Annotated in this window: 21 protein-coding genes; 14 read left to right on the forward strand and 7 right to left on the reverse strand. The window is 73.9% G+C overall.

Going from position 1 to position 24,257, the window contains the following annotated elements; translation table 11 throughout:
• Positions 1 to 47 precede the first annotated feature (47 nt).
• Together BSZ37_RS16720 and BSZ37_RS16725 are read left to right on the forward strand one after the other, a co-directional pair.
• Positions 48 to 662, forward strand: a complete 615-nt coding sequence (locus tag BSZ37_RS16720; protein ID WP_095511646.1) for a sigma-70 family RNA polymerase sigma factor — start codon at positions 48 to 50, stop codon at positions 660 to 662.
• A 37-nt stretch (positions 663 to 699) separates the two neighbouring features.
• Positions 700 to 3,330, forward strand: a complete 2,631-nt coding sequence (locus BSZ37_RS16725) for a serine/threonine-protein kinase (RefSeq protein WP_179299713.1) — start codon at positions 700 to 702, stop codon at positions 3,328 to 3,330.
• A gap of 50 nt (positions 3,331 to 3,380) precedes the next feature.
• Here BSZ37_RS16725 and BSZ37_RS16730 read toward each other — a convergent pair whose 3' ends face one another.
• Positions 3,381 to 5,108, reverse strand: coding sequence for a DEDD exonuclease domain-containing protein (locus BSZ37_RS16730; protein WP_095511648.1), 1,728 nt, complete (start codon positions 5,106 to 5,108; stop codon positions 3,381 to 3,383).
• Between the two features lie 202 nt (positions 5,109 to 5,310).
• Between BSZ37_RS16730 and BSZ37_RS16735 the strand changes: the two genes are divergently transcribed.
• Both BSZ37_RS16735 and BSZ37_RS16740 read left to right on the forward strand, forming a co-directional pair.
• Entirely contained in the window at positions 5,311 to 5,958 is a 648-nt protein-coding gene (locus tag BSZ37_RS16735; RefSeq protein ID WP_095511649.1) for a ricin-type beta-trefoil lectin domain protein, read from the forward strand.
• A 122-nt stretch (positions 5,959 to 6,080) separates the two neighbouring features.
• Positions 6,081 to 8,726, forward strand: a complete 2,646-nt coding sequence (locus BSZ37_RS16740) for a serine/threonine-protein kinase (protein WP_095511650.1) — start codon at positions 6,081 to 6,083, stop codon at positions 8,724 to 8,726.
• Between the two features lie 23 nt (positions 8,727 to 8,749).
• On the opposite strand, the gene BSZ37_RS16745 is transcribed toward BSZ37_RS16740, so the two are convergent.
• Positions 8,750 to 10,057, reverse strand: coding sequence for an alkaline phosphatase (locus tag BSZ37_RS16745; RefSeq protein WP_095511651.1), 1,308 nt, complete (start codon positions 10,055 to 10,057; stop codon positions 8,750 to 8,752).
• Positions 10,058 to 10,519: 462 nt separating this feature from the next.
• Between BSZ37_RS16745 and mdh the strand changes: the two genes are divergently transcribed.
• The 3 genes from mdh (at position 10,520) to BSZ37_RS16760 (ending at position 14,997) form a co-directional block, all read left to right on the forward strand.
• Entirely contained in the window at positions 10,520 to 11,458 is a 939-nt protein-coding gene (gene mdh / locus BSZ37_RS16750; protein WP_095511652.1) for a malate dehydrogenase, read from the forward strand.
• A 234-nt stretch (positions 11,459 to 11,692) separates the two neighbouring features.
• Positions 11,693 to 12,724: a magnesium/cobalt transporter CorA gene (gene corA / locus BSZ37_RS16755; protein WP_218830541.1), complete on the forward strand. Its 1,032-nt coding sequence runs from the start codon at positions 11,693 to 11,695 to the stop codon at positions 12,722 to 12,724.
• An 80-nt stretch (positions 12,725 to 12,804) separates the two neighbouring features.
• Positions 12,805 to 14,997, forward strand: coding sequence for an APC family permease (locus BSZ37_RS16760; RefSeq protein WP_095511654.1), 2,193 nt, complete (start codon positions 12,805 to 12,807; stop codon positions 14,995 to 14,997).
• A 13-nt stretch (positions 14,998 to 15,010) separates the two neighbouring features.
• Here BSZ37_RS16760 and BSZ37_RS16765 read toward each other — a convergent pair whose 3' ends face one another.
• A complete protein-coding gene (locus tag BSZ37_RS16765) occupies positions 15,011 to 15,373 on the reverse strand; it encodes a T9SS type A sorting domain-containing protein (RefSeq protein WP_143537699.1) in 363 nt (120 codons plus the stop codon).
• A gap of 86 nt (positions 15,374 to 15,459) precedes the next feature.
• Between BSZ37_RS16765 and BSZ37_RS16770 the strand changes: the two genes are divergently transcribed.
• From BSZ37_RS16770 to mreD, 7 genes are all read left to right on the forward strand, one after another.
• Positions 15,460 to 15,984, forward strand: coding sequence for a hypothetical protein (locus BSZ37_RS16770; protein WP_095511656.1), 525 nt, complete (start codon positions 15,460 to 15,462; stop codon positions 15,982 to 15,984).
• Positions 15,985 to 16,019: 35 nt separating this feature from the next.
• Positions 16,020 to 16,568: an isopentenyl-diphosphate Delta-isomerase gene (gene idi / locus BSZ37_RS16775; protein WP_095511657.1), complete on the forward strand. Its 549-nt coding sequence runs from the start codon at positions 16,020 to 16,022 to the stop codon at positions 16,566 to 16,568.
• A 54-nt stretch (positions 16,569 to 16,622) separates the two neighbouring features.
• On the forward strand, positions 16,623 to 16,889 hold the full coding sequence (locus tag BSZ37_RS16780; protein ID WP_095511658.1) for a hypothetical protein: 267 nt from the start codon (positions 16,623 to 16,625) through the stop codon (positions 16,887 to 16,889).
• 140 nt (positions 16,890 to 17,029) lie between these two features.
• The gene (locus BSZ37_RS16785) at positions 17,030 to 18,106 is read left to right on the forward strand and encodes a sensor histidine kinase (protein ID WP_179299714.1); all 1,077 of its coding nucleotides are present in this window, start codon (positions 17,030 to 17,032) and stop codon (positions 18,104 to 18,106) included.
• On the forward strand, positions 18,103 to 18,858 hold the full coding sequence (locus tag BSZ37_RS16790; RefSeq protein ID WP_095511660.1) for a LytR/AlgR family response regulator transcription factor: 756 nt from the start codon (positions 18,103 to 18,105) through the stop codon (positions 18,856 to 18,858). The genes BSZ37_RS16785 and BSZ37_RS16790 overlap by 4 nt, the downstream gene beginning before the upstream one ends.
• A gap of 113 nt (positions 18,859 to 18,971) precedes the next feature.
• Positions 18,972 to 20,438 (forward strand): D-alanyl-D-alanine carboxypeptidase/D-alanyl-D-alanine endopeptidase, encoded by a 1,467-nt coding sequence (dacB, locus tag BSZ37_RS16795; RefSeq protein ID WP_095511661.1) that lies wholly within the window; start codon positions 18,972 to 18,974, stop codon positions 20,436 to 20,438.
• A gap of 178 nt (positions 20,439 to 20,616) precedes the next feature.
• Positions 20,617 to 21,093, forward strand: a complete 477-nt coding sequence (mreD, locus tag BSZ37_RS16800) for a rod shape-determining protein MreD (protein WP_095511662.1) — start codon at positions 20,617 to 20,619, stop codon at positions 21,091 to 21,093.
• 28 nt (positions 21,094 to 21,121) lie between these two features.
• Here mreD and BSZ37_RS16805 read toward each other — a convergent pair whose 3' ends face one another.
• The 4 genes from BSZ37_RS16805 to dapB all read right to left on the reverse strand — a co-directional run bounded on the left by BSZ37_RS16805 (position 21,122) and on the right by dapB (position 24,209).
• Positions 21,122 to 21,952 carry a 2,3,4,5-tetrahydropyridine-2,6-dicarboxylate N-succinyltransferase gene (locus BSZ37_RS16805; RefSeq protein WP_095511663.1) on the reverse strand — a complete coding sequence of 277 codons (831 nt, stop codon included), beginning with the start codon at positions 21,950 to 21,952 and terminating at the stop codon, positions 21,122 to 21,124.
• Positions 21,953 to 22,068: 116 nt separating this feature from the next.
• Entirely contained in the window at positions 22,069 to 22,431 is a 363-nt protein-coding gene (locus tag BSZ37_RS16810) for a hypothetical protein (RefSeq protein ID WP_095511664.1), read from the reverse strand.
• Positions 22,431 to 23,378, reverse strand: a complete 948-nt coding sequence (gene dapA / locus BSZ37_RS16815; RefSeq protein WP_095511665.1) for a 4-hydroxy-tetrahydrodipicolinate synthase — start codon at positions 23,376 to 23,378, stop codon at positions 22,431 to 22,433. The genes BSZ37_RS16810 and dapA overlap by 1 nt, the downstream gene beginning before the upstream one ends.
• 90 nt (positions 23,379 to 23,468) lie before the next feature.
• Positions 23,469 to 24,209 carry a 4-hydroxy-tetrahydrodipicolinate reductase gene (gene dapB / locus BSZ37_RS16820; RefSeq protein WP_095511666.1) on the reverse strand — a complete coding sequence of 247 codons (741 nt, stop codon included), beginning with the start codon at positions 24,207 to 24,209 and terminating at the stop codon, positions 23,469 to 23,471.
• Positions 24,210 to 24,257: the final 48 nt, after the last annotated feature.

The raw sequence follows: 24,257 nt of genomic DNA on the forward strand, positions 1-24,257 counted from the left end.
GAGCGGCGCGAGGGCGGCTACCTTTGGCGGCCCTCGCCTCGCTCCCCGTGCCCGGCGCGCCCGACGTCACCCGCCTTCTCCGCGACCACGCCGCCGGCCGGCCGGCGGCCGGGGGCCCACTGCTCGCGGCCATCTACGACGAGCTCCGGCAGATCGCCCGCGCCCGCCTTCGCGGCGAGCGCGAGGACCACACCCTCTCGACGACCGGGCTGGTCCACGAAGCCTACCTCCGCCTCGTCGACGTGACGCGAGTCGAGTGGCGCGACCGCGCGCACTTCTACGGGGCGGCCGCGGGCGTCATGCGCCGGGTCCTCATCGACTGGGCGCGCGCGCGGACGGCAGAGAAGCGGGGCGGCGAGGCGGCCGCCCTCTCCCTCGACGCGCTGGTCCAGAACGGAGAGCTGCCGGACGGTCCCCCGGCCCCCGTCCCCGCCGGCGACCTCCTGGCGCTCGACGAGGCGCTCGACACGCTCGCGCGCCTCTCGGCCCGCCAAGCCCGGGTGGTGGAGTGCCGCTTTTTCGCGGGGCTCACCATCGAGGAGACCGCCGAGGCGCTCGGCGTCTCGGCCAAGACGGTCAAGCAAGACTGGCGCCTCGCGCGGACGTGGCTCTATGCCCAGATCCGTCCCGGCGCCGCGGCCAGCTCGCCGGCCGAGGGCTGAGCGGCCGCCCCTCCCCTCGCCTGTTTGCCTGTTCCCCATGACGCCTCACGACTGGGAGACCGTCGGCCGCCTATTCCATGAGGCGGCCTCCCTGCCCCTCCCCGACCGGAGCCCGTACCTCGACGAGGCCTGCGCCCCCGGCCTCCGCGGCGAGGTCGAGCGGCTCCTGGCGGCGGAGCCCCCCGCCGAGGCCTACTTCGACCCCCCGACCGGGCTCGCGGCGCTCCTGCCCACCGCGGAGCTGCGAGAGGTCGTGGCGCGCGAGCGGGACGACGACTTGCCGGCCGGCGCCCGGGTCGGGCCCTGGGAGATCGTCGAGGAACTGGGCCGGGGCGGCATGGGCGCCGTGTATCGCGCCCGTCGGGCTGACGCCCAGTACGAGCAGACCGTCGCGCTGAAGGTGGTCAAGCGCGGCATGGACACCGACGCGCTGCTCGCCCGCTTCCGGCGCGAGCGGGCCGTCCTCGCGAGCCTGGAGCACCCCGGGATCGCCCGCCTCGTCGACGGCGGGGCCGCGCCCGACGGCCGGCCGTACCTCGCCCTCGAACTCGTCGACGGCGAGCCGATCACGCGGTGGGCCGACCGGCACCGGCTCGGCGTCGAGGCCCGGCTCCAGCTCTTCCTCCAGGTCTGCGAGGCTGTCGCGCACGCCCACCGGCGGCTCGTGGTCCACCGAGACCTCAAGCCGTCGAACGTCCTGGTGGACCCCGAGGGCCGGGCCCGACTCCTCGACTTCGGCCTGGCGGCCGTCCTGAGCGACGACGCCTCCGAGGCCGGCGAACGGTCCATCGGCGGCCCCCGACTCCTCACGCCCGAGTACGCGGCGCCGGAGCAGTTCGAAGGCGGGCCGACCACGACCGCCACCGACGTGTACACGTTGGGCGTCCTCCTGTACGAGCTGCTCACGGGGCGGCGTCCCCACGGCACAACCCGGCGGCGTCTGCCCATGGGGGCCACCCCGACGGCGCGGCCCGCCCGGCCCAGTGCGGCGGCGACGCGGCCTCAGGAGCGCGACGACGCGCCCGAGGCCGAGGCCCTCGCCGCCCTCCGTGCGACGACGCCGGCCCGGCTCCGCCACCGCCTCCGTGGCGACCTCGACGCGATCGCGCTGACGGCGCTCCAGGCCGAGCCCGAGCGGCGGTACGCCAGCGTCGACGCCCTCGCCGACGACGTCCGCCGCCACCTCGCGGCACGACCGGTGGCCGCGCGCCCCGACCGGCTCGCGTACCGCGCCTGGGCGTTCGCGCGGCGGAACCGGGCCCGGCTGGCCGCCGCCGCGCTCGCCCTCGCCGTCGCCGCGACCCTGGGCGGGCAGGCCCTCCTTCAGCAGCGGGCCGCGGCGAGCGAGCGGGAGCGGGCCGACCTCGCCTCGGCCTTCGTGCTCGGCCTCCTGACCGAGTCGGACCCTCGCGAGGGGGCCGGGGGGACAACGCCCGTCCGCGACGTGCTCGCCCGCGCCGAGCGCCGCGCCGAGGCCGAGCTGGCCGGCCGGCCCGACCTCCTCGCGCGCGTGCTGACCACGGTCGGGGGCACGCTCACGGAACTGGAGGAGTATGACCGGGCCGGGCCGCTGCTGCGCCGGGCCCTCGCACTGGCCGAGGCGACCGGCGACGCGCCGGCCGCGGCCGAGGCGCACATCCGCCTGGCGGGGCGGGCCCGACGGCAGAACCGCTACGAAGCTGCCGCCGCGCACGCCCGGCAGGCCGCCGCCACCGCCCTCCCCCGCGGGGACGCCGCCGCGGTCCTCCACGCCCGTGCGCTCGGCGAGCAGGCCGCCGTCGCCGCCGACCGGGGCGCCTTCGACGCCGCCGCCCGGGACTACCGCACCGCCCTCGACCTCCTACGGGGTGCGTCACGAGCGGAGCGCCACACGGCCAGGCTCCTCTCTCAGCTCGGTGGCGTCTTGTCGGACGTCGGCGACCTCGACGGCTCCGCACGGGTCCTACGGGAGGCCGCCGCGCTCCAGCGAGAGCTCGTGGGGCCGTCCCACCCCGACCTCGCCTTCACCTACGTCTCGCTCGGCAACACGCTCGAACTCCGCGACAGCCTCGCGGCTTCCGTGGCGGCCCACCGAGAGGCCCTCGGCGTGCTCCAGCGGGCCTACGGCGAGGACCACTGGGCCACGGCGACCGCTCTCCACAACCTGGCCAGCGCGGAGGACGCGGCCGGCCGCGACGCCCTCGCGGCCCAACTCTACGACCGCGCCCTCGCCATCAAGCGACGGCTCTACGGCGACACGCACGGCTCCGTCGCGGCGACGCTGATCAACCTGGGGTACCTCCAGTACGAGCAGGGGGCCGTCGTCGACGCCGAGGCGACGACGCGCGAGGCGCTCCGCGTGGCACGGGCCATCTACGGCGACGCCCACTTCCGGACGGCCCTGGCCGCGTACAACCTCGCCGAGATCCTCCTCGGCCAGCGCCGAGCCCTCGACGAGGCCGAGCGGCTGGCAGCGGAGGCCCTCGTCGTGGACCGGGCGACGTACGGCCCCGACGACGAGGGGACGCTCCTGACGGCGCTCCTTCTCGGGCGCGTGCAAGCCGCGCGGGGCGCGTGCGGGCGGGCCGTTCCTACCCTGCGGGCCGCGCTCGGCGCGATCGACGGCCGGCTTCGCGACGCGCCGGAGCGCCGGGCGGCCGCGGCCGACCTCGCAGCCTGCGAGGGCTGAGCCTGGCCGCCTCGGTGACCGCGCCGAGGCGGGCGGCCTCGTTCCGGAGGCTACTCGTCCTCGTCGTCCTCCGGCTCGTTCGTGGGCACGGCCTCCCGTGCGGCGTCGATGACGGCCTCCAAGAAGTCGTCGGCGTCGTGCTCGGGTCGCCAGCGGACCTGGCGGGCGCCCTCGGGGTGGAGCCGCATCCAGTTGGCGAGCATCCGCATCTCGTCGACGTCCGGCCGGAGGTGGCTCTCGGGCGGGGGGAGCGCGGGGTCGAACGCCTCGGCGAGCGCGGCGGCGAGGTCGGCGACCTCGTCCGGCGCGGGGTCGGCGGGGAGGTCGACGCGACCGGCGAGGCGGCCGTACCGGATCAGGAAAAGTTGGGCCCCGCCCTCGTGGCCCTCATAGCCCGGTGCGAGTGGCTCGATCAGGACCGCGTCGTGCTCGTGGACCGCGCTCGCGATCTTCCGCTGACGGCCGAGCGTCCGTTGGAGACGGCGGAGCTGGTCGCGGTACCACCCGGCGGCCTCGTACTCGCGCGACGCCGCGGCCTCCCGCATCGCCTCCTCGACCATGTCGACGGCCTCGGTATCCCGGCCGGTGAGGAACGCGCGGACGCGCTCGACCTCGAGCCCGTACTGCTCGGCGCCCTCGCCGCCGACGCACGGCGCGCCGCACCGGCCCATCTCGTGGTAGAGGCACGGCCGGCCGAGCGTGAACACGTTGTCGTCGCACTCCCGGAGCATGAACAGCCGCCCGATCAGCTCGACGAGCTCCTCGGCCTGGCCGCGGCGCCCGAGCGGCCCGTAGTACTCGGCCCCGTCGTGCGCGATGCGCGGCGTCCACGAGATCGTGGGGTACGGGTGCGTCGCGTCGAGGCGGAGGAACGGGTAGTCGCGGTAGCGCCGCTGGGCGCGGTTGTAGACCGGGAGGTAGTTCTTGATCAGCTTCGACTCCTCGAGGAGCGCCGCCAGCTCGGTCCCCGTCTCGCGCCACGTCACGTCGCGCACGTCACGGACGAGCTTCCGCGTCTTCGGCACGTGGCTCTCGACGCCCGTGAAGTAGCTCCGCACGCGGTTCCGGAGGCTCTTGGCCTTGCCGACGTAGATCACGCGGCCCTTCGCGTCGCGCATGAAGTAGACGCCTGGCCGGTCCGGCAGGAGCGGCAGGATCTCGTCGCGGATCTTCCGGAGGTGGCTCGGCTCGCGGCGCGTGTCCTTGTAGCGCCGTCGCTGGAAGGCGAGCACGTCCTCGACCGTCTCGACGCCGAACTCGATCCGCATCCGGTCGAGGAGGATCGTGAGGAGCTCGGCCGTGGCGACGGCGTCGCCGAGGGCCCGGTGCCGGCCGTTGACCGCGATGCCGAAGTGCTCGATGAGCTTGCTCAGCCCCTTCGACGGGAGCGACGAGAGGAGACGCCGGGCGAGGCGAAGCGTGTCGAGAGACGGGTTCTGGAGCGGCGGGAGACCGGCTTCGGCGAGCGCCACGTCCAAGAACCGCGCGTCGAACGGGAGGTTGTGGGCCACGAGGACCGCGTCGCCGAGGAACTCGAGGAACCGCGGCATGACCTCGGCGGCCTGGGGCTGGCCGTAGACCATGGCCGTCGAGATGCCCGTCAGCCGCGTGATCCGGTGGGGCACGTGGCGGCCGGGATCGACGAGTTGCTGGAACGTCTCGACGACCTCGCCGCCCATGAGGCGGGCGGCCCCGATCTCGATCAGCCGGTCCTCGCCGGCCCGCGAGCCGGTGGTCTCGGTGTCGACGATGACGAAGGGGGCGGTGTCCAGGTCCATGGGGGGCGGAAGATCGCGACAGCATCGCCCCGCCCGCTGACGGCCGCCGTGTCACACCGTTCGCACATCCGTTCTTCGCAGTCGGACGTCGCCCTGACATCCGGGAAAAATCGGGGAGGGACGGTGCCGTTTCGAGCCTTCGTGCCGCCTCGTGTGGAAGCGCCGGCACCCGGCCGTCGCACCCTTTCGTTTCCCAACGCTTATGCGACCCTTCCTCTTCGCGGCGCTCGCCGCGTTCCTCGCCCCTACCGTCTCAGCGCAGTGGGGCGCGGTCCTCACTGCCGACCCCACCCTCTGCCTCGCCGAGTCCGGCGGCTACGTGCACACGCGGGCGTGCGGGCCCCAGTACAACCACTTCCAAGCCCGGTTCATCCCGTCCCGCGGGGCCTACTATCTCAAGACCGGGAGCGGAGGGTGCCTCAGCGCCTTCGAAGGGGCCGGGCGTCCGCTCCGAAGCGTCCCCTGCATCCTCGGCGACGCCAACCAGGAGTGGTCGTTCCACCGGACGGGGCAGGTCATCAGCCGGGCCGCCGGCGGCGCCAACTGCATCGACGTCGAGCGAGGGCTGGGGCGGGACCGCCGTGTGCTCGTGTACCGGTGCGACGTCAACTGGAACGAGGCGGCCCGGGCCCACAACCAGCGGTTCTACTTCAGCACCGGCATCCAGTACAACCCCACCCTCGCCAGCCGGGCGGTCCGGGTCTCGCTTCTCCCCGGGTCGCCATACGTGTCGTTCTCTCAGGGGGCCAGCGTCGTCTCGGCCGGATCGGGCAACGTGGTCTCGGCCGGCGGCGGCAACGTGGTCTCAGCGGGGTCCGGCAACGTGGTCTCGGCCGGGGGCCTCAACTAGCCGCCTCGGACGCAGTGGAGGTCCGGCGGGACTCTGGACGGGACCTCGCACCGCGCTGTACGTTGCGCTCGGCTCGTGCGTGGGCGGCCTCCAGCGTGGGGCCGCCCGTCCCAGCCCCGCCCATGACCGACTCGCTCTCCGACTGGCGCCGCGTCGAGGCCGTTTTCAGCGAAGCGGCCGACCTCCCGACCGAGGCCCGCCCCGCGTTCCTCGACGGCGCCTGTCGCACATCCGACGGGGCCCCTGACACGGACCTCCGCCGGAAGGTGGAGGACCTCCTCGACGCCGACGCCCCGGCCGCCGCCTTCTTCGACGCGCCACCGCCGAAGCGCCTGGAGCGCGTCGGGCCGTGGCGGCTGGTCGATCGCGTCGGACGAGGCGGGATGGGCGAGGTCTGGCGCGCCGAGCGGGACGACGGGCGGTATGAACAAACGGCGGCCGTGAAGCTCGTCCGCGTCGGGCTGGCGCCGCGGCTCGAGGCCCGGTTCCTGGCCGAGCGCCAGATCCTGGCCCGGCTCGACCACCCGGCGATCGGGCGGCTCCTCGACGGCGGCGTGGCCGAGGACGGACGGCCGTGGCTGGCGATGGAGTTCGTCGAGGGCGAACCGATCACGGCCTACTGCGACCACCACACGCTGAGCGTCGACGCCCGGCTTGAGCTGTTCCGCTCGGTCTGCGACGCGGTCCAGTCGGCCCACCGGAAGCTCGTGGTCCACCGCGACCTCAAGCCGTCGAACGTCCTCGTGACGGAGTCGCCGGAGGGGCCGCGCGTCAAGCTCCTCGACTTCGGCATCGCCAAGCTCCTCGCCGAGGACGACACCGCGGCCGTCGAGACGGTGGCCGACCTCCGCATGATGACGCCGGAGTACGCCGCCCCCGAACAGGTGGCCGAGGGCGACATCACGACGGCGACTGACGTCTACGCCCTCGGCGTCCTGCTCTACGAGCTCCTCACCGGGCGCCGGCCGCACGCCGAGGCCGGCGGGCGCCACGCCATCGAGCAGGCGATCCTCGAGACCGAGCCGCTCCGCCCGTCCGACGCCGTCACGCACGCGACGACGGGCGAGGCGGCCCGTCCCACGAGCGAGCAGACCGGGTCGGGCGGGCTCCGGGCGACGTCGCCCGAGCGGCTCCGGCGCCGCCTCCGCGGCGACCTCGACCGGATCGTGATGAAGGCGCTCCGGAAGGAGCCCGAGCGGCGCTACGACTCGGCCGCCGCGCTCGGCGCCGACGTCCGGCGACACCTCCAGGGGCTCCCGGTCGAGGCACGGCCCCAGACGGTCGGGTACCGCGCCTCCCGGTTCGTCCGGCGCCACCGGACCGGCGTGGCCGTGTCGATCCTGTCGCTCGCGGTCGTCCTCGGCGCCGCCGGCGTGGCCCTCCACGAGGCCGACCGCGCGAGCGAGGAGCGCGACCGGGCCGTCCGCGCGACGACGCTCCTGACGGACCTCCTCGGGGACGTCGACCCGGACGAGACGGGCGGCCGGCAGGTCGCGGCCGTCGACCTTCTCGACCGGACGTCGGCCCGTCTCCGGTCCGGCCTCCGCGACGACCCGTGGACGCGGGCCTCAGTCGAGGCCGCCCTCGGGAAGGTCTACGGCAACCTCGGCCTGTTCGACCGCGCCGAGGCGCTCCAGCGCGACGCCCTCCGGGTCCGCGAGGAGCTCGGCGGCCCGGGCCACCCCGAGGCCCTCGAGAGCGCGGCCGACCTCGCGACGCTCCTCACGCAGAGCTCGCGGTATGCCGAGGGCGAGGAGATCCTCGAGCGCGCGCTCGCGAGCGGCATCGACGCGCTCGGGCCGACGGCGCCGGCCGTCGCGACGGTCCGCCGGGCCATGGGCCTCAACCTCGTGAGCCAGGGCCGGTTCGCCGAGGCCGAGCCGTACCTCCGCCGGGCCATGGCCGATGTCGAGCGCGAGCTCGGGCCGGACCACGTCGAGACGGCCCACGCGCACGCCGCGATGGGCGCGCTCCTCCGCCGCCAGGGCCGCCTCATCGACGCGGAGGTGGCCTACCAGCGCGCGGCCGAGCTCTACCGGACCCACTACGGGCCGGAGAGCGCCCGCCTCGGGAGCGTGCTCAACGAGCTCGGCGTCGTCGTCAAGAACCAGGGCGACTACCTCCGGGGCCAGACCTACTACCGACAGGCCCTCGGCATCTTCGAGGAGACCTACGGGGAGAACCACCCCGAGACGGCGCTCGCCCTCAGCAACCTCGCCCTCGTCTACAAGGACCGCGCGCTGATGACCGGCGACGAGGCGCTCCTCCAGCGGGCCGCACCGCTCCTCGACCGGTCGCTCACCACGTTCCGCCGGCTCCACGGCGACGACCACCTCCGCGTGGCCCACACGGAGGCCCACCTCGGCATGCTCGCGCTCGCCGAGGGCGACGCGGTCGCGGCCGAGGGCTGGTTCCGCCGCTCGCTCGCCACGCACGACCTCGCGCGCACGCCGGCCCTGCACTCGGCCCGGCCGTACCCCATGACAGGGCTGGGCACGGCGCTCGTCCACACCGGCCGCGCCGCGGAGGCCGTCCCGCTCCTCCGCGAGGCGCTCCGGGTCCGCGAGGTCTCGACGCCCGGCCACTGGCGGATCGCGGAGGCCCAGAGCGCGCTCGCGGAGGCCTACGTCGACCTCGGCCGGACGCTCTCGGCCGACTCCCTCCTCTCGCTCGCCGAGGCGCGCATGGTGCGCGGCGACGGCGAGTTCGGCCCGCTCCGGATCCTGACGCGACAGCGACGGGCCGCCCTCGCCGCCCGCGGCGGCTGACCGCCCCGCCGGGGCCGGCCGGGCTAGCGGTCGAGGCCGAGCGCCTCGAACAGCATCCGCCCGACGGCGTCGTTCGCGTGCCGACCGGCAAACTGCGAGGCGCCGGGCCCGAAGGCGTAGAGCCCGACGTCGACGGCCGTGTGGCCGCTCGTGGTCCAGCCGATCCCAGCCGGCTCGCTGATGAGGTCACGGACGACCGGGCCCAGTGCGTACGGGTCGCCGGTCGCGAGGGCGCCGCGAATCGCCTCCTCGGCGCCCTCGGGCAGGTCGTCGAGCGCGAGCCCCTCGCGGACGACGGCGACGGGGTCGCCGCCGGCTTGGAGCGCGGCGGTCATGGCCTCAAACGAGGCCGTCGCCGCCAGGAGTGGCGCGGGGTCCCAGGCGTAGATGCCATCCCGGCCGAGCGCCATTCCTCCCGTCTCGTGGTCGGCCGTCGAGACGACGAGCGTGGTGCCGTCGCGAGCGGCCCAGTCGAGGACGGCGGCCACGGCCTCGTCGTAGGCCAGGATGTCGCCGAGGTGCGCCGCCGGGTCGTTGGCGTGGCCGGCGTGGTCGATCCGCGAGCCCTCGATCATGAGGAAGAACCCGTTCTCGCGGCCGTCCGGCGAGCTCGCCAGCAGGTCGAGCGCCGTCGTCGTCATCTCGGCCAGCGACGGCTGGTCGGTCTCGTCGCGGTCGATCTCGTAGGCGAGGTGGCCGTCGGCGAGGAGCGCGGCGGCGGGCGTGGCGTCGAGCGCGTCGTACCCGTCCCGGTCGGTGGCGACGGCCCACCCGTCGGCGGCCATCGGGCCGGTGAGGTCGGTGAAGTAGGACCGGCCGCCGCCGAAGAGCACCTCGACGCCGGAGGCCGCGAGCTGGCGCGCGACCTCGGCCTCCTCGGCGCGGCTCTCGACGTGGGCGGCGAACGAGGCCGGCGTGGCGTGCGTGATCCGGCTCGTGGCGACGAGCCCCGTCGCGAGCCCGGCCGCCTCGGCCGCCTCGAGGACCGTCCGGCACGGCCGCCCGTCCGCGTCGACGGCGATGGCACCATTGTACGTCTTGAGGCCGCAGGCGTAGGCCGTCGCCCCGGCCGCCGAGTCCGTCACCCGGCTGTCGGACGACGACGTCTCGACGGAGCCGACGAGGACGCCATCGAGCGCGAGCGGGGCGCCCTTCGCCGCGGCCCCGAGCGTGGCCGAGGCCGGCCCGAACCCGTCGGCGATCATCAGGACGACGTTGCGAGGGGTCGCGTCGCCTGAGGCGGCGCGGGGGCGCTCGGGCGCGTCGGTGGCCGGCTGGGCGGTCGCGCACGCGCTGAGGGCGAGCGCCAGGAGGATCAGGAGGCGGTTCATGAGGGCGTCGGGGAAAGCCGTCGGTGTGGTGGGAGCCTCCGCCTCGACGCCGAGGCGGGGCGGGTGAGCGGCCCAGCGGTCGTCGCCGGGCCTTCCCTCCCTATCATCCTGAGCGGAGCCGCGCAGGGAAGGATCTCGTCGGACTCGCGCGCTCCGCTCATCGGGCCCATGAAGCCGACCGACACAAGATCCTTCGCTCCGCTCGGGATGACCGAAGAGGGAGCGCTTGGCCTGGGCGGGGGCACGTGGTCGAGAGCAGGAGCGCGACGGGTCGTGAGTCGTGAGAGCCTACGGACGGCGAACGCGCGGCGGTGAACCACCGTGTTGCCCCATCGGTCTTCGCCTGGAATCCGAGGCCGGCCGCCGGACGCGGGCGGGGCCGCCGTCTATTCTCCGGGAAGACCGAACGGCGGGCGCCGCGCCCGCGTCATCTCCGTCCTTCTCCCCTCCCCCTCCCAAGACATGAAGCTCACCGTGGTAGGCGCGGGCAACGTCGGCGCGACCGTCGCCGAGTGCGTCGCGCGCATGGACATCGTCCAGAACATCGCCCTCATCGACATCAACGAAGGCGTGGCCCAGGGCAAGGCCCTCGACCTCATGGAGGCCGCCCCGATCCACGGGTTCGACACCGTCATCGAGGGCGGGGCCGACTACGGGATCACCGAGGGCTCCGACGTCACCGTCATCACGGCCGGCCTCCCGCGCAAGCCCGGGATGAGCCGCGACGACCTCCTCAAGGTCAACTCCGACATCGTCTCGTCGGTGACCCGCCAGGTCGTCGAGAAGAGCCCGGACACGATCCTCATCGTCGTCTCGAACCCGCTCGACGTCATGACCTACGTGGCGTACATGGAGTCGGGCTTCCCGAGCCAGCGCGTGATGGGCATGGCCGGCGTGCTCGACACGGCGCGCTATCGGGCGTTCCTGAAGATGGAGCTCGGCGTGTCGGTCCGCGACATCAACGCGATGCTCCTCGGCGGCCACGGCGACTCGATGACGCCGCTCCCGCGCTTCACGACGATCGGCAGCCAGCCGGTGACCGACCTCATCGACGAGGCCCGCCTCGACGAGATCATCGAGCGGACCAAGAAGGGCGGCGGCGAGATCGTCGGCCTCATGGGCACGTCGGCGTGGTACGCCCCGGGCGCCGGCGCGGCCGAGATGGTCGAGGCCGTCGTCAAGGACTCGAACCGCGTGCTCCCGGCCGCGGCCTGGGTCACGGGCCAGTACGGGCTCGAGGACCTGTTCATCGGCGTCCCGGTGAAGCTCGGCAAGGGCGGCATCAAGGAGATCGTCGAGCTCGACCTCAACGAGAAGGAGGCCTCCGACATGCAGGCCTCCGGCGCCCACGTCCGCGAGGTCATCGAGGCCTACCAGAACCTCCCGAAGGACGAGGCCTAGCCGCGCTGGCCCCCTCTGTCGGCTCCCGAGACGGGGCGGCTCCCTGGAGGGGCCGCCCCGTTGTGTGCCGGCCGTGCGCGAGGGGTGCGAGCTTCCGGGCGCGGGCGGCCTCGGGCGCCGGCCGCGTCGCCGCCCTCACCGCCGTCCATGCGCCTCCCCACCGGTCCCCGTAGCCTCCGCAAGGCCCAGCGCCGCCTTCGTCCTCGGAAGAAAGCGCCCGGCGCGGCTCCCGGGATGCTCGTCTACGAAGGGGATGAGGGGGCGGGCCCCGTCCAGATCCACGTGATCGACTACGACGCCGATCGCCTGGAGGAGGGCCCGGCGACCGTCGACGCCTGTGACCGCTATCGCGACGCCCGGACCGTCAGCTGGATCGACGTCGACGGCGTCCACGACGTCGCGCTCGTCGAGCGGCTCGGGGCCAGCTTCGGGCTCCACCCCCTCACCCTCGAGGACATCGTGAGCCCGGACCAGCGGCCCAAGCTCGAGGAGTACCCCGGGTACGTCTACGTCGTGCTCCAGATGATGCACTACGACCACGACGCCCGCCGCATCGAGGCCGAGCAGGTCAGCCTCGTCGTGGGGGAGGGCTTCGTGCTCTCGTTCCAGGAGTCGAAGGAGGGCGACGTGTTCGAGCCGGTCCGGCAGCGGCTCCGTGAGGGCCGCGGCGTCATCCGGAAGCACGGGGCCGACTTCCTCACCTACGCCCTCATCGACGTCGTGGTGGACCACTACATGGAGATCCTCGAAGGCCTCGGCGAGCACATCGAGGACGTCGAAGACGACCTCACCGCCCGCCCCAACGCCGACCGCCTCCGCGACATCACCGGGCTCCGCCGCCAGGTCATCGCGCTGCGCCGCTCGATCTGGCCCCTCCGCGACGTCGTCGCTGCGCTGGAGCGGGCCGACCACCCGTTCGTCACCGACGCCATCGACCCGTACCTCCGCGACGTGTACGACCACACCGTCCGGACGATCGAGCTGATCGAATCGGCACGCGAGATCCTCGCCTCGCTTGTCGAGCTCCACCTCTCGGCGGTGAGCAACCGGCTGACCGAGGTCATGAAGGTGCTCACGATCATCTCGGTGTTCTTCCTCCCCCTCACGTTCATCGCCGGCGTCTACGGGATGAACTTCAACCCCGAGGCGTCGCCGCTCAACATGCCCGAGCTCAACTGGTTCTACGGGTACCCGTTCGCGTGGGGGCTCATGCTGGCCGTCGCGCTCGTGATGTTCGGGGTCTTCCGCCGGAAGGGCTGGCTCTGACGCACACCGGCCCGTCCAGGACCCCGCCGCCCCACCGCGGCCCTGACGGCGCTACCCTCCGGCCCCCTCCCCTCTCTCGCATGGCCGACCGCGAGGCTCCCGCGACCGCCACGGCGCGCTTCGGCACGTTCGCCGGGGTGTTCACGCCGAACGTCCTCACGATCCTCGGGATCATCCTCTTCCTGCGGACCGGCTGGGTCGTGGGACAGGCCGGGCTGTGGGGCGCGCTCGCCATCATCGGGCTGGCGAACGCGATCTCGCTGCTGACCGGGCTCTCGCTCTCGTCGATCGCCACGAGCATGGACGTCCGGGCGGGCGGCAACTACTACCTCATCTCGCGGTCGCTGGGGCTCGAGATCGGCGGGGCCGTCGGGATCCCGCTGTACCTGTCGCAGGCGATCTCCGTCGCGTTCTACATCATCGGGTTCGTCGAGGCCATGTCGATGGTGCCGGCGCTGGCGGCGATCGACCCCCAGCTCCTGGCGACCGGCGTGGCCCTCCTGTTCGTCGTCGTCGCCTACGTCGGGGCCGACTTCGCGCTGAAGATCCAGTTCGGGATCCTGGCCGTCCTCGTCGCCGCGCTCGTGTCGTTCTTCGCGGGCGGGTGGGGCTCGATCGAGCCGGCGAACACGGCGGCCAGCTACACCGACGGCGTCTCGTTCTGGGTCGTGTTCGCCGTGTTCTTCCCGGCCGTGACCGGGATCGAGGTCGGGATCTCGCTCTCGGGCGACCTCAAGGACCCGTCGAAGAGCATCCCGTACGGGACGATCGCCTCGATCCTCGTGACGGCGACGGTGTATGTGGCCGCGGCCGTGTGGTTCGCGACGCACCTTTCGCCGGAGGAGCTCATCTCGAACACGGGGGCGATGGGCGAGATCGCCGCGTTCCCGATCCTGATCCTAGCCGGCGTGGCCGCGAGCACCCTGTCGAGCGCGCTCGGCAGCGTCCTCGCCGCGCCGCGGACGCTGGAGGCCGTCTCGAACGACCGCGTCGTCCCGAAGTGGATGGCCTCGCGCCTCGGGAGCCCGACCGAGCCGCGCGCGGCCGTCCTGCTCACGGGCGCCGTCGCCGTCGGCGTGATCTGGGCGGGCGACATCGACGCCGTGGCCCCGGTCATCACGATGTTCTTCCTGAACACGTACGGGATGGTCAACCTCGTGGCGGCCATCGAGAAGGTCGTCGACAACCCGAGCTTCCGGCCGCGGTTCGCGGTCCCGGTCGTGGTCCCGGCGCTCGGCGCGCTCGGCTGCTACGGGGCGATGTTCCTCATCAACGCCCCGGCGACGGTCGCGGCCATCGTGGTGACGTACGGGATCTACTTCTGGCTCCGGCGGCGCGAGACCGTCGAGGCCTGGGGCGACGTCCGGAGCGGCGTGTGGACGTCGCTGGCGCGGTTCGCCCTCCTCAAGCTGGAGCAGCGGGCGCCCGACCCGCGCAACTGGCGGCCGAACCTCATGGTGTTCACGGGCCAGCCCCACAACCGCGAGCGCCTCGTGGCGCTGGCCGACTGGCTCAGCCTCGGGCGCGGCGTCGTCACCTTCAGCCAGCTCCTCACGGGCGCCGCGGGCGACCCCAACAAGCCGCGGCTCCGGCAGACAGCCCGCGAGCGGATCCGGACGTACATCCGCGAGCACCAGATGGCGGCCTTCGCCGAGGCCCAGATCGTCTCCGACTTCGCGTCCGGCGCCGTGGCCGTCGCGCAGTCCCACGGCGTCGGGCGGCTGGAGGCCAACACGGTGCTGATGGGGTGGAGCGGGACGCCGGGCGGTCGGGCCCTGCTCCTGCGCGTGCTCCGCGACCTCGCCGATCTCGGCAAGTCGGTCCTCTTCCTCCGCGTCGACGAGGCCCGGGGCTTCGGGGACCGCCGGACGATCCAGGTGTGGTGGGGCGGACGGGGCGGCAACGGCGACCTCATGCTGCTCCTGGCCCACCTCGCGCGGCGCCACCGCGACTGGGACGGCGCGCGGCTCCGCGTGCTCCGGGTGGTCGGGCGGGAGGACGCCGTCGAGCGGGTCCGCGAAGAGACCGTGGCGCTCCTCGACGCCGTCCGCGTCGAGGCCGAGGTCGCCGTGATCGTCCGCGCCGACCGGGACCGACCGTTCGTCGACCTCGTCGCCGAGCACAGCGCCGAAGCCGACCTGACGGTCCTCGGCATGCAACGGCCCGACGCGGCCTCGGCCGAGGCGTATGGCGAGGACCTCGACGCCCTCGCGGCGGCGGCCGGGACCGTCCTCCTCGTCCACAGCGGGGCCCCGGAGGAGGCGACGCTCTAGCGCGACCGGCGGATCACCGTCGCTGTCGCGGATTCCCCCCGCTCGTCGCACGGACGCCGTGGGGCCCCGGCGCCCACCCGCTCGCATCGACCGTGACCCGCCCCACCTCGACGCCGAGGCGGAGGGACTCGCGCCACACGCGGCGGCCGAGCGCGTCAAGGGCCTCCAGCGTCACGTCCGTGGCCTGCGGGGCGTCGACGGCGACCGTCAGCGGTCCGGCGCTCGGGTTGGGAAACGCGGAAACCGTGAGGGCGCCTGTCTCGACCTGCTCATCGGTCGCCACCGGGTAGCGCGCGCCGTACTCGAACACGGAGCCATCGTCCTGCACGACGTTCGCGTACGTGACCGTGGTGCAGATACAAGACGGGAGTCGCACCTCGACGACGCCTCAGAATACCTGGGCAGGGCACGGCACCCAAACGGCCCGCGGAACGCCGCCCGCCCTGCACGCGAACACGCGTCGTGCCCTCCGACCTCGCTCTCCGCCGCACGCTCACCGTCCGCTCGCCGGCCGACGGCGAGAAGCTCGTGCTCGTCAAAAAGCGCGGCGAGTCGATCGAGCACGTCCTGATGAAAGCCGCGCTGTGGGTGCTCTACCGGCCCGCCTACCCCAACGTCCGCGTCGAGGTGGGCATCGGTGACGCGTACAAGCCGGACCTCGTCGCGCTCCGACCGCCGCCGGGCGGGCTGGCCTACGGCGACCCCGAGCCCGTCTTCTGGGGCGAGGCCGGGAAGGTGTCGGCGCCGAAGTGGGCGTCGCTGTTCCGGCGGTTCCCCGACACGCACGTCGCGCTCGCCCGCTGGGACGAGCGGCTGGCACCCCACGAGGCCATCCTCCGAAAGGCCCTCGACGGCCGGCCGAGGCGTGCGCCCGTCGACCTCATCCGCGTCCCGGCCGACCTCGAGCGCCATATCGAGCGCGACGGGACGTTGGCCCTATCCTTCGACGACGTCGATCGCGTCCGGGTCGAGTCCGGAGACGCCTGACGCGCTCCGCCCGGCTCCCACCGCATCCTTCGGCTATGAGCGAGATCCTGCCCCGCGAGCGCGTCGTCCTCGTCGACCCGTCCGACCGAGAGGTCGGGACGGCGGAGAAGCTGGCGGTCCATCGGGACGGGCGGCTCCACCGGGCGGTCTCGGTGTTCCTGTTCGACGATCGGGGCCGGTGGCTCCTGCAGCGTCGGGCCGACGGGAAGTACCACTCGCCTCGCCTGTGGTCGAACACCGCGTGCACGCACCCGCGCCCCGGCGAGGCGCCCTTGAGCGCCGCCAGCCGCCGCCTCGACGAGGAGATGGGCGTCCGCTGCCTGCTCCAGCCGGCGTTCGCCCGGGTCTACCGCGCCGAACTCGTCGGGCCCGAGCGGCTCGTCGAGCACGAGTTCGACCACGTGTTCGTCGGGAGGTTCGACGGCGAGCCCGTCCCGGCCGCCGCTGAAGTCTCCGGCTGGGACTGGGCCGAGGCCGACGTCCTCCGCGCCGACGTCGAGGCACGCCCCGACCGCTACACGCCGTGGTTCCGGCTGTTCCAGGACGAGGTCGAGCGGGCCGCGCGCGGGTTCGGGGCGGCGTAACACGCCCGGCGGGCGGCCCGTAGAGGCACACGCCCCTCGCCTCCCGCCCGTCTCATGCCCGGACCCCGCGCCGCCCTCATCTCTGCCGTCGTCACGTACAACCTGCGGCTGTGGCTGGCGAGCCTCATCGCCGCCTTCCTGGTCCCGCTCTCGTTCGCGCTGCTCGTCATCGACCTCGTGCTCGGGCGGGCCGACTCGCCCGACGCCTTCTCGCGCCAGCTCCTCCGCGCCAGCGCCCGCCTCGAAGCGCTCATCGACGTCCACGGCGACCTGACCGACGTCCGCGTCACGGAAGACGACCGGAGCGTCGTCCGCGCCTGAGCCCGCCCGCCTCGGCGTCGAGGCGGGGACAGCTGGAGGTTCAGGCCCGGCCGTAGGAACCGGGGGCCCGGGCGCATCATCTTGGGCTCATGGCGTTTCCGGCCTCCGCCCCCTCCGTCTCGGTCCCCCGCGCGGCCCCGGTGCAGCCGGCGCCCTGGCCCCTCGCCCGCGCGGCGCTCGCCGTCGCGGCGCTGTGGGCCGTCCCGGCCGTCATCGCGCTCGGCCAGATCTCGATCGAGCAGACGCTCGCTGGCGAGCCCATCGCCTGGCACGCCGCGCTCTGGACGACGCTCCCCAACTGGGTCCTCTGGGCGCTCCTGACGCCGCCCGTCGTCTGGCTCGCGGCGCGCGTCGAGCCGGGGACCGCGCCCGTCTGGCAGGTCGTCGGCGCACACATCGTCGGGGCGGCCGCCGCGCTGGCCGTCCACGCGCTCGGGAACGTCGCGGCGTTCCGGCTGGCGGGCCTCCCGAGCGACTGGACGTGGGGGACGTTCGAGACGCACTACGCCCTCCGCTTCCCCGTCAACGTGGTGGCCTACGGCCTGGTCGTGGCCGCGACGTGGGCGCTCCTGGCCGCCGGCCGCGCCCGCGAGCGCGAGCGCCGCGAGGCCGCCCTCGAAGCCGACCTCGCCCTCGCCGAGCTCCGCGCGCTCCGGATGCAGGTCCGCCCCCACTTCCTGTTCAACGCGCTCCACGCCGTCGGGGCGACCGTGCGGATGGGCGAGCCCGACCGGGCCGTGACGATGCTCGGCCAGCTCGGCGACCTCCTCCGGTCGAGCTTCGAGGCCGACGGGGCGACGGAGGTCCCCCTGGCCCGCGAGCTCGACGTCCTGGAGCGGTACCTCGCGCTCGAAGCGGTCCGCGTGGGCGACCGGCTGGCCGTGACGTGGGACGTGGAGGCGGAGGCCCGCGCCGCGCTCGTGCCGGCGTGGGTGCTCCAGCCGCTCGTCGAGAACGCCGTCAAGTACGGGGTCGCCTCGCACTCTGACCCCGCGACGCTCACCGTCCGCGCCCACGTCGAGGCCGACCGGGTCCGCCTCGGCGTCGAGGACGACGGGCCCGGCCCGAGCGGGGGAACGCACGGGACCGGCGTCGGCCTGTCGAACACGCGGGCGCGACTGGAGGCACTCTACGGCGACGACGCGACGCTCACGTTCCGACCGCGGGCCGGCGGCGGGGCCGTCGCCGAGGTCACCCTCCCCCACCGGACGCCATGACGCTCCGCGCCCTCGTTGCCGACGACGAGCCGCTGGCTCGCGAGACGGTCCGCCTGCTCCTCGACGGCGTCGACGACGTCGACCTCACGTGGGAGGCCGCCGACGGGCGCCAGGCCGTCGACGCGATCCGCGGGTTCCGACCGGACCTCGTGTTCCTCGACGTCCAGATGCCGCACCTCGACGGGTTCGGCGTGGTCGAGGCCGTCGGCCCCGAGGCCATGCCGGCGACCGTGTTCGTCACGGCCTTCGACGACCACGCGCTCCGGGCCTTCGACGCGGCGGCCGTCGACTACCTCGTCAAGCCGTACGACGACGCCCGGTTCGCCCGCGCCCTCGACCGCGCCCGCTCGCTCTGCGGGCGACCGGACCTCGCCGCCTCCCTCCGCGGCCTCCTCGACGAGCGGGACCGCCCCGAGCCCGCCGACCGCCTCCTCGTCCGCTCCGGCACGCGCCTCGTCGTCGTCCAGACGGCGGCCGTCGACTGGGCCGAGGCCGCGGGCGACTACGTCGCGCTACACGTCGGCCCGCAGACACACCTCCTCCGCGAGACGCTCTCCGGCTTGGAAGAGCGCCTCGACGGACGCCACTTCGTCCGGATCCACCGCTCGGCGATCGTCCAGGTCGACCGGGTCCGGGACGTAAAGCTGACGGCGGCCGGCGACGCGAAGGTGAGGCTGCGCGACGGGACGGAAGTCCGGGCGAGCCGTCGCTACTGGAAGGATCTGGAAGCCCGCCTCGGCGGCGCGGTCTGAGGAGGGGGCGCCCGGGACCGGCCTTGGCCCGGTCCCGTTTCCATTTCCGCCAGCGCGACGAGCACCACGGCTAGCTTGCGCGCGTTGGCGTCCCGTCCCCCACCGCCCGCCCGATGCCCCGCGCCCGCGCGCTCGCCGCCTCCCTCCTGCTCGCCGTCGTGGCCGTCCTCTGGCTGGCGACGCCATCCCGCGCCGACGTCGACGGCGTCGAGGCCGAGACCCTCGCCGCGATCGACGAGATCCTGGCCGACCCCGACCTCCCGACGGCCTTCTGGGGGCTCGTCGTCCGCGACGCGCGCGACGGCCGGGTGGTCCTCAGCCGGAACGCTGACAAGAACTTTCTCCCGGCCTCGAACCTCAAGCTGTTCACGACGGCCGTCGCGCTCGACCGGCTCGGCCCGACGTTCCGCTACACGACGCGGCTCTACCACTTCGGCGAGATCCGCCCCGACGGGACGCTCACGGGCGACCTCGTCATCCGCGGCTCCGGCGACCCGACGTTCGGGAGCGAGGGGCAGGGCGACCCGCTGGAGGACTGGGCCGAGGCGCTCGCCGAGGCGGGCGTGCGCCGGGTCGAGGGCCGCCTCATCGGCGACGACGACGTGTTCGAGGACGCGCGCTACGGCGAGGGCTGGGACGTGACCCACATCGCGACGGAGAGCTACGCGCCCGCGTCCGGCGGGCTCGTCTGGGGCGACAACCTCGTCAACGTCCGGATCGCCGGGACGTCGCCGGGCCAGCGGCCGAGCTTCGAGTCCGACCCGCCGGGCTTCGCGACGGTCACGGGCGACGTCGTGACGCGCTCGGGCGGCGGCCGGCTCGACGTCGAGCGGACGCTCGGGACCGACACGTTCGTCCTCCGCGGCGGCGTGCCGAGCGGCTACCGCGGGACGCTCCGCGTGCCCGTCGCCAACCCGACGCTCTTCGCGGTCCACGCCTTCGCGCAGGCGCTGGGAGAGGCCGGCATCGACGTGTCCCGCGCCGAGCGCGTCGACGTCGACGACACCGACCGGAAGCCGCGCTACGACGGCGCCGAGCCGCTCCGCGCCTACGTCTCGCCCACGCTCGACGCCATCGTGGAGCGGACGAACCGGGAGAGCGACAACCTCTACGCCGAGCAGCTCTTCCGGACGTTCGGCGGCGGCACGACCGAGGGCGGAGCCGACCGGGTCGAGGCCTTCATCGAGGCGGCCGGGGCCGACGCCGAGGGGCTCTACCTCGCCGACGGCTCGGGCCTCTCCCGCAAGGACATGGTCACGCCGGAGTCGCTCGCCGCGCTCCTCCGCGTCATGCGGACCCACCCGGCCGGCGCGTCCTTCCGGAGCTCGCTCCCCGAGGGCGGCGGCGCGGGCTCGACGCTGCGCAACCGGCTGAGCGGCGTGCCCGTCCGCGCGAAGACCGGGTCGCTGATGGCCGTCCGCTGCCTCGCCGGCTACGTCGACGGACCGGGCGGGACGCCCTACGTGTTCGTGCTCATGACCAACAACTACACGACGAGCGGGGGGCGGATCGCGCAGGCCCAGGACGCCATCGTCCGCGCCCTCGCCACCGGCCGCCGCGTCCCGGCCGACGAGGAGTAGCAGTGCACCGCTGACGCTTCCACTGGCGGAGCACGCGCACCAGGCCGGCCCAGGTCCGCCCGCCTCGGCGCCGAGGCGGAGCGAGTCGGCGGCCGCGAAGCGGGTGGGACCGGGCGCGGGGGTGAACCGTAGGCCCCGGCCCGCGTAGCTTCCGGGCCCCTCTCCCCCGCCCCTCCGCATGCCGTACGTCCTCCGCCAGGTCGCCCTGGGCCTGGTCGTGGTCCTCGTTCAATGGCTCCTGAGCAACCTCCGGCTCTGGGACGTCTGGCCCGACGTGGTTCTCCTCTACGTGGCCTACGTCGCCCTCCGCCGCGGGCGTGTGGCGGGCGCGGTGACCGGGTTCGGCGCCGGGCTGGCGATGGACTTCCTCGTGACGCCGGACGTGATGGGCCTCAACACGGTCCTCAAGACGCTGATGGGCTTCGTCATCGGCCTCTTCCAGTCGGAGCAGGGCGACAACCTCCGGCTCTCGCCGGCCCAGGCGTTTCTCGGCGCCCTCGTCGTGGCCGTGGTCCACAACGGGCTGATGACGATCGTCCTCGCGCTCGACGTCGGCACGCGGACGCCGTTCCTGGTCTTCGGGCTGTGGCTCGGCGGCGCGCTCTACACGGCCGTCGTGGCGCTGGCGGGCTCGCTCTTCCGCGTCCGCGGCTAGGTCCGCCTCGACGCCGAGGCGGGCCGGGCTAGCGGAGCGCGTCCTCCAGCGTCGTCGAGGCGTCGGTCGAGGCGTCGCGGTACTTGACGATGCACGGGGCCGAGAGACTCAACCCGTGCGCCCGCCCGAAGTCGGAGTCGACGGCGCGACTGCCGGGCACGACGACGGCGCCCTCGGGGATCTCCAGCGGCCCCGCCTCGGTGGCCCGCAGGACCGTCTCGTTGGCGAGGTCGTAGACCCGCGTCGAGCGCGTGAGGATGACCCCGGCCGCCAGGACCGCGCCCTCCCGGACGACCGTCCCCTCGTAGATCCCGCACCCGCCGCCGACGAACACGTCGTCTTCGATCACGACCGGCGCGGCCCCAATGGGCTCGAGCACGCCGCCGACCTGGGCCGCGGCGCTGAGGTGGACCCGCTCGCCGATCTGACCGCAGCTCCCCACGAGCGCGTGGCTGTCCACCATCGTCCCGCTCCCAACGTAGGCGCCCACGTTGACGTACATCGGCGGCATGCACACGACGCCCGGCGCGAGGTACGACCCGCGGCGGACCGTCGACCCGCCCGGCACGATCCGCACGCCGCCGTCGAGCCCGACCGGCTGCGTCGGGTACGTGTCCTTGTCGAAGAACGCGAAGCCCGGGACGGACTGATCGACGATCTCGCCGAGGCGGAAGCCGAGCAGGATGCCGCGCTTGACCCACGCGTTGGCCGTCCACGTCCCGTCGTCGCCCTTCTCGGCGGCGCGGACCTCGCCCGCTTCGAGCGCGTCGAGCAGCCGCTCGAAGGCGTCGCGCGCGGCGGGGCCGGGCGACTCGGCGTGGCGGTCGATGTCGGAGCGGAGGGCGTCGAGGTCAGGCATGGGATGGGGAGAGGAAAAAGGGAGATGGGGAACGGAGAAATGGCAGAGGGAGACCGATGGACGGGCCATCTGCCCGTTCCCGTTTCGCAGCCCCCATTTCCCGCCGTGAAGCGGCGTCAGTCCACGAAGTGGAGGATCTCGACGAGTCGGTGCTCGCGGTCGACGCGAGCGACGAGGAGGCCGGTCCTGGCCTCCTCGCCGGCGGTCCGCCGCCACGCGGCGCGGACCCAGTCGTGCAGGAGATCGATGGGGCCGATCTCGACGTGCGGCGGCTCGTCACTCGGCTCGTCGTCCGGGAGGCCGAGGAACGCCGCCAGCGCCGCCTGGCCCTCGACGGGCCGGGGCGATGCGGGCCCGAGGTAGGTCACCTCACCCGCCGCGCACGAGTGGACGAGCGACCACCGGCGGTCCGGGTCGTCGGTGTTCCAGGCGTCGGCGAAGCGGGCGAGCGTGGTCTCGATGTCGGGGCGGTAGGGCATCAGGCGGTGTGGGGGGTGCCGGCCTCGACAAGATCGGCGTAGGCGGCGAGGACGCGCTCGCGGGCCCCGGCGGTGAGCGGCGCGAGTGGGAGGCGGAGGGCCGGCTCGCACCGGCCCTGCGCGGCGAGGACGGCCTTGACCGGCGCGGGGTTCGACTCGAAAAAGCTCGCCCGCATCGCGTCGAGGAGCGCGTAGTGGAGCCGGCGCGCGCCGGCCACGTCGTCCTCGAGGGCCCGTCGGATCATCTCCGCGACCGGCCCCGGCGCCGTGTTGGCGATGACCGACACGAGCCCGTCGCCCCCCAAGCACACCGTCGGAAACGAGAGGTCGTCGTCGCCGGAGTAGACCGCGACGCCGTCGGGCACGCCCGCGATGAGGTCGGCGATCTGGTTAAGGTTACCGCTCGCTTCCTTCACGCCGACGACCGACGGAACGGTCTCGGCGATGCGGAGCGTCGTCTCGGCCGTGAGGTTCGAGCCCGTCCGCCCCGGCACGTTGTAGAGGACGATGGGGCAGTCGGTCGCGTCGGCGATGGCCGCGACGTGGCCGAGCACGCCCTCCCGCGTCGGCTTGTTGTAGTACGGCCCGACGACGAGGAGCCCGTCCGCGCCGGCCTCGGCGGCCTGGCGGGAGTACTCGACCGAGTGGGCCGTCGAGTTGGTCCCGGTCCCGACGATGACCGGGACGCGCCCGGCCGTGTGCTCCAGGGCGAGGTCCACGAGCCGGCGCCGCTCGTCGTCGGCGACGGTCGGGTTCTCGCCGGTCGTGCCGAGCACCACGAGGGCCTCGACGCCGTCGAAGGCCTCACCGCCGAGGGGACTCCCCTCGATCTGGAAGTCGATAAGGGCGCGGAGGGCGGACTCGTCGAGCGCGTCGCCGCCGGGGGTGAACGGCGTGACGAGGGCGGGGGCGGTCCCCCGGAAGAGCGGCTGGCGGTCGGGACCCATGGCGGGCAGAGGGATTCGGTATGCGGGAGCGAGGGGGGGGGCAAACGCGAGAGCCACCGAACGGCTCCGCATCCCTCCGTCCCCCCTCTCCTATCCCTCTGAATCCTCGATCATGTCGTCGAGCGTGAACAGCCCCTGGCGGCCCGTGACCCACTCGGCGGCGCGGACGGCGCCGAGGGCGAAGGCCCGCCGGCTCTTAGCCGTGTGGACGATCCGGATCTGGTCGATGTCGCTGTCGAGCGCGACCGTGTGCTCGCCGAGGACGCGCCCGAGGCGCTGGCTCGTCACGTGGAGCGCGTCGGCGTCGATGGCGCCGTGCTGGGTCTCGGTCTCGATTCGTGATTTCCGCCCGAGCCCGTCGCGCAGCTCCCCCGCTAGCCGGAGGGCCGTGCCGCTCGGGCTGTCGAGCTTGCCCGTGTGGTGGACTTCGTGGACCGCTGCGTCGTACTCGTCGAGCCGGTCGAGGAGCGGGAGGAGCCCGGCGAGAGCGCGCGAGACGAGCGCCAGTCCGAGCGAGAAGTTCGGCGCCCAGAGGACCCCGTTCTGCCCCTCCTCCACCCAGCCGCGCACGGTGTCGATCTCGTCCGTCCAGCCGGTCGTCCCGATCACGGCGTCGACGCCCCAGAAGCAGTAGCGGTGGATCTGGTCGAGCGCGACGTCCGGGACGGAAAAGTCGACGACGACCTCGGCGCCGTGGAGGGCCGCGTCGTCGCGGGCGTCGAGGAGCGGGGTCTCGGAGTCGAACCGGGCGACGACGTCGTGGCCGCGCTCAGCGGCGACGGCCTCGACGGCCTGGCCCATCCGCCCGGTGCCGGCGAGGGCGATGCGCATAGGGGTGGAGTCGGTGAGGGGGCCCGGAACGCGACCGAGGCCGGGGGG

The organism is Rubrivirga marina, assembly GCF_002283365.1.
Lineage (GTDB): Bacteria > Bacteroidota > Rhodothermia > Rhodothermales > Rubricoccaceae > Rubrivirga > Rubrivirga marina.